The 2338-nt window shown below is 65.8% G+C and carries 1 pseudogene; it reads right to left on the bottom strand.

The features are described 5' to 3' along the window. Positions 1-2310, bottom strand: a pseudogene (locus tag ACR2JA_RS05470) (nitrate/nitrite transporter); the annotation flags it as partial. Between the last annotated feature and the right edge of the window lie 28 nt (positions 2311-2338).

Genomic DNA, 2338 nt, shown 5'->3' with positions numbered 1-2338 from the left:
CTGCATCATCACGTAGCCCACCGCAACCGACGCAGCCACCATCACGGCCGAGATGACCTGGGTGACGATGGAGCCGCCGACCTTGTCGCTGATCCAGCCGCCCAGGGGGCGCACCGCGGCGCCGACGAAGGGGCCGATCCAGGCGTAGGTCAGGGCCGAGGGGGCGTTGGGGTTCTTCAGCGTGTGCTGCAGGACGCCGGCGGAGTCGGGGATGTGCTGGAAGCCGAAGATCACCGTGATGGCCAGCGGCAGCACCATCGAGAAGCCGATGAAGGAACCGAAGGTGACGATGTACAGCGCAGTCAGCGACCAGGTGTGCTTGTTGCGGAAGATGGCGAACTGCTTGCTCACGCCCTCTTTCATGGGGCCGAAGGCGGCCAGCTTCATCATCAGCAGCGCGAGGACGATGTCCAGCGGGATCGCGACCCACATGTTCAGGATGCCCAGACCGGTGGGGGCCGGCAGGTACAGGTAGAGCATGAAGATGGCCGGGATGAAGGCCAGGGTGTAGAGGTAGGTGACCTTGGCGAACGCGACGATGGGGTTGCCCGCGTCGGGCGACACCGTCTTGAGGTTGTTCATGCCGAACCAGGCCAGGATGGACAGCGGCACCAGCGAGAGCACCCAGGCAAAGCCCGCGTTCTGGATCCAGGTGGGCGTGCCGGCGGCGATCTTGCCGAAGATCCAGCCGCTGTCCTTCACCAGCGTCATCGACTCACCACCAAAGGCGCCCAGCAGCGGCAGCGTCATCACCAGCGGGATGACGATCTGCATGGTCGTCACGCCGAAGTTGCCCAGGCCGGCATTCAGGCCCAGCGCCGTGCCCTGCAGCCGCTTGGGGAAGAAGGTGCTGATGTTGGACATCGAGCTGGCGAAGTTGCCGCCACCCACGCCCGACCACAGCGCCATGAGCTGGAAGGCCCACAGCGGCCAGTCCTTGTGCTGCAGCGCGATGCCGGTGCCCAGCGCCGGGGCCAGCAGCATGGCGGTGGTCAGGAAGATGGTGTTGCGGCCACCGGCCAGGCGCACCAGGAAGGACGCCGGGATGCGCATGGTGGCGCCGGAGATGCCGGAGATGGCGGTGAGCGTGAACAGCTCGGCCTGGGTGAAGGGGAAACCCAGGTTGAGCATCTGCACGGTGATGATCCCCCACATGCCCCAGACCGCGAAGCCGCACAGCAGGGCGGGCACCGAGATCCAGAGGTTGCGGTAGGCGATGCGGCTGCCGGTGGTGGCCCAGAAGCGCTCGTCTTCGGGGCGCCAGTCCTGGACGTCGGCGCCGGAGTGTGCGTTGGTGTTCATGGGAAGTGCTGACCGTCGTGATCAGTTCTGAAGGGAGAAAGACTTGGCGTTGCCGCCCATGACCTCGGTCCCGCGGACTTCGGTCCAGTACATCCAGATCAGCGAGACCCAGACCACGCCGTACATCAGCATGAAAGCGCTGGAGCGGATGCCGGTCAGGTCCATCAGCACGCCGAACAGGATGGGCAGGATGAAACCGCCCATGCCGCCGGCCAGGCCGACGATGCCGCTGATGGCGCCGATGTTCTGGGGGTAGTCGTCGCTGATGTACTTGAAGACGCTGGCCTTGCCGAAGGCAAAGGCCACGCCGAGCACGGCCATCAGCGTGGTGAAGACGTAGACGTTCAGGCCGATGTGGAAGGTGCTGGGGCCATTGACGGTCATCACGGTGAAGTCGGTCTGCGGGTAGCTCAGCAGGAACAGGCAGATCCAGCTCACCCACATCACCCACCAGGTGACCTTGTGGGCGCCGTACTTGTCGGACAGCACGCCGCCGATGGCGCGCAGCACGCCGCCCGGCAGCGAGAAGCAGGCGGCCAGCAGCGCGGCCACGCGGATGTCCAGGCCGAACTCGCCCACGTAGTACTGCACCATCCACAGCGCCAGCGCCACGTAGCCGCCGAACACGATGCTGTAGTACTGGCAGTACTTGATGACCTTGGGGTCTTTCAGCGCCTGGAGCTGGTCGCTGAACTTGACGTGGCTGGGCACCAGGTGGGCCGGGTCGCTGTGGCTGAACAGCCAGAACAGCACCAGGGTGCCGAGCATGATGGCCGCGTACACCTGCGGCACCATGGTCCAGCCGAAAGCCACCAGCAGCACCGGCGCGACGAACTTGTTGACCGCCGAGCCCGAGTTGCCCGCGCCGTACACACCCATGGCCATGCCCTGGCGGCTCTTGGGGAACCAGCGTGCGACGTAGGGCGTGCCGACCGAGAACGAGCCGCCCGCCAGGCCGACGAACAGGCCGATGGTGAGGAAGTGCCAGTACTGGGTGGCGTAGCCCATCAGCCAGATGGCGGGCACGGTGCAGGCC

Origin of the sequence: Hydrogenophaga sp. (assembly GCF_051007235.1) — a bacterium.
Classification (GTDB): Bacteria; Pseudomonadota; Gammaproteobacteria; order Burkholderiales; family Burkholderiaceae_C; genus Hydrogenophaga.
Note: the sequence above shows the minus strand (reverse complement) of the source record. Positions and strands in the feature narration are given on the sequence as shown.